The sequence below is a fragment of the Marivita geojedonensis genome, assembly GCF_002115805.1.
In the GTDB taxonomy this organism is placed as follows: Bacteria; Pseudomonadota; Alphaproteobacteria; order Rhodobacterales; family Rhodobacteraceae; genus Marivita; species Marivita geojedonensis.
On record NZ_JFKC01000057.1, the window covers coordinates 1 to 3,298 of the forward strand.

A 3,298-nucleotide genomic window follows, 5' to 3' on the forward strand; every position below is an offset into this window, starting at 1 on the left:
CCTGACCCTAGCCGAGCAGGGAAGGCGTCCACGAAACAGGCTCACGCAGCGCCCATCAAACAGTTCGATCAGGGGATAAAGATCCATCGGAGCCTCCTTTTGAAGCGAAACGCTTCGAGCTTGTTTCGGGACCCTAGACCCGCCGCGGCTGGCCAACATTCGCTGATGCGACGCTTCGCGATCTGATAGAGGCAGCGACGGATCTGTCTTGGCGATAAGCGGAACTTGTACATCTGGAGGTTCCGGAGAAAGGCCCGTGCCGAGATGCGTGCGCCTAAAAAAGTTTCAACTCTCCGCATCGATAGCGGCTTGCGCGTCATTTTGTTGGAAAAGCAAATGTCGAGTTTCGTCTGCAAGGGCATTCGCCGCATCAAGTGAAACAGAAAGCTGTCCGTCCGAGCCTCGTGACACCCAACCCTTGTTTTGTAGAATACTGACCTTGCGTCTGACAGTCTCACGCGGAATTCCGGAAGACTGAGAGACTGACTGGAAAGTACATGATTTCGAACTCTCATCTTTGTGATGCGTGTTGGTCATGTCTGGCGACGATGCAAACTCAGTTGGCCGCGGAACTGGCCTAGACTGGCTTCCGATCACTGCAAGAACGAGCACAAGGTCAAGGTCCCCATCAAAGCGTTCGCGAAGTTGGACAAGAAGTCTGGTCAAGCCCAGGCAAATATGCGCCGCGCGCGCTCATTGACGAGACATCGGCGCAGAATGCCCAAAGGTCTTTCTCTCAGCATGCGCTCTGGCCGCAGTTGTCATGTTCTGGTTATGAATCCTGACCCTAGACATTTTGCTACTGTTCGCAGAGCGAAAGTAGCGGATTTGAATGTCAAATAGATGGTTACTGGCTTTGGTGTGGTCATGTCACATCCGAAAAGGGATATTCTTCCAAGACATGAACATTTGATCCTACACATTACGGCCCATTACCTTTCACGAAAAGCAGTTCAATCAGGCTTTTCTTCCTAGGCTGTGCAAGCCGCGAACGAATTTTTGGGATCGACGAAGTGGCCTCGCCTCATTCTTAACGTTTTGTGGTCAAACTCTAATCTGAGTTCCCGTGCAGCCATTGTTTGAAAAGAAGCCATGTGCCGCCATGCGATCCATTTTCAGGGTCTGCAGGCTTTCGATCTGCTCAGAGGTAACGCGCCATGCCCAGCAATAAGACCCAACCCCCAATCGATGTCCCAGATGAGAGCCCGGCAAACCGGACGCTTTCTGGGTCTCTTGCGGCAAACCTGTCGTTTGAAATGTCGCCGACCGACCCCTTGCCTAGTGGTGTTTACACAGATCAACCATCTGCTGAAATTCCCGACATGCAAGCCCCAGCTGTTGCTCTACCGGAAACCAGTTCAAGCAGGGACAGTGCTTTTGAGCCAGCCCTTGCTTCCGCGAATATGGGTCAATCAGGTGCCACGATGAGGCCAGTGCCGCTTGAGGCCGGAGACCCGCTCCCCGGACTTAAAGAGGGCCAGGCTTTGGATATACCAACGAATGTTGCCGCGAGGTTTGAATGGGTGCCCGACCTGAACATCTACGAAAGCTTGTTGCATGAGGGCGCTTGTGGCTGCAGCGGCTGTTCGATGAAGCTTGAAGAACTCACCAAGGTCGCCGTCGAGAGCATAACTGTGGATGCGGTGGCAACGGGCACGTCATCTGCGGCCGCACTTTTGGGAGACATGTCCGACTTCCTTCTCACCGGATATTGGAACACCGGCTATGGCGATGGCACACGGTCTCACAATGTCACATCAACCGGGATCGACGCCAATAACGGCGTGCTGCACTACAACCTCTCGGGTTACAGCGCCGATGCCGACGGCCTGACAGCAGACCGTGCCGTTCTGGTTCGCGAGGCGTTTAAACTGTTCGAGGCAACACTCGGAATCCAGTTTGTCGAAACCACATCGACTGACACGAACCTCGTCGACTTCTTCTTCCGCGATAATGACAGCGGCGCCTATGCCAGCCACAGCTACTACAACAGTGGCGCATTGGGCAGCACAATCCACTATGCACAGATCAACGTCGCTCAGTCCTGGTCGGGCGGAACATCAACTTATGATGACTACACGCTGCAAACAATCCTGCACGAGATTGGGCATGCGATCGGGCTTGGGCACCAAGGCCCTTATAACGGCAGTGCCACCTATGGTGTGGACAATGTCTTCGCAAATGACAGCTGGCAAGCATCCATGATGTCCTATTTCAGCCAGACCGAAAACACCTCGATAAACGCAAGCTACGCATTTCTCCAGACGCCGATGGCCGTTGATTGGATGGCGCTGGATGTTCTTTATGGACGGCAAGGATACGGTGTGTCGAACGCCTTTACCGAGGACACCGTCTGGGGCTTCAACACCACAGTGACCTCAGGTGTCAGCGACATCTGGGCCCAATGGTCGACCTATGCCAACCGGACAGCATCGACCCTCGTCGATGGCGGCGGCATTGATACACTTGATCTTTCAGGGTATTCAAATAGCACGCTCATCAACCTTGCCCCCTCGGAGCAGGGTGCAACTTTCCCCTCCCTGTCTAACATTGGTGGCCGGATCGGAAACCTCGCAATGGCTGAGGGCACGATTATCGAAAACGCTATCGGCGGCGCCGGGTCGGAAGTGTTCTACGGCAATGTCGCCGACAACACGTTCACCGGCAATGGCGGCGATGACACCTTCTACGACAGCGTTGGTAGCGACACCTACCATGGGGATGCCGGCTCGGATCAGGTGATCTTTGGGGCGACCTTTGCCAGTTACACCATCGAAGTTGTCAGTGGCGTGCTACGGGTGATCGACACGGCCATCGACTGGGTTGCTGACACGGTCGAATGGCTGGCTTTTGCGGATCAGAAACTCAGTTGGCAGGCAGTGGCCGACACGGCTGGCGCAGTTAATACCCCGCCTGTTGCGGCAAATGACGCCTATTCCGTGACCGAGGGTGATCTCCTTAGCGCCACCGATCTGCTGGCCAATGACAGCGATGGGGATGGCGGTATACTGAGCATTACCAGTGTCAATGGTCAGGCGACAGGCACAACAATTTCGCTCGCATCGGGTGCGCTTGTGACCGTGCAGGCGGATGGATCTTTCGACTATGATCAGAACGGTGCGTTCGACAGCCTGAACTCCGGAGAGCAAGCCACCGATGGTTTCAGCTACACAGTCTCTGACGGTCAAGGCGGCACCGATATCGCCGACGTGTCGATCGTGATTGACGGTGTCACGCAAAATGCCGCTCCAGTGGCCGGCAATGACGCTTATTCCGTAACCGAAGGCGATCTCCTTAG

2 protein-coding genes are annotated in these 3,298 nt (G+C 54.8%); one reads left to right on the forward strand and one right to left on the reverse strand.

All coding sequences use genetic code 11. The features are described 5' to 3' along the window. Positions 1 to 285: 285 nt before the first annotated feature. On the reverse strand, positions 286 to 537 hold the full coding sequence (locus tag MGEO_RS21820; RefSeq protein ID WP_233140060.1) for a hypothetical protein: 252 nt from the start codon (positions 535 to 537) through the stop codon (positions 286 to 288). A gap of 1,052 nt (positions 538 to 1,589) precedes the next feature. On the opposite strand from MGEO_RS21820, the gene MGEO_RS20925 reads away from it, so the two are divergent. After that, positions 1,590 to 3,298: Ig-like domain-containing protein (locus MGEO_RS20925; RefSeq protein ID WP_233140062.1), on the forward strand; the 1,709-nt coding region annotated here is incomplete at its 3' end.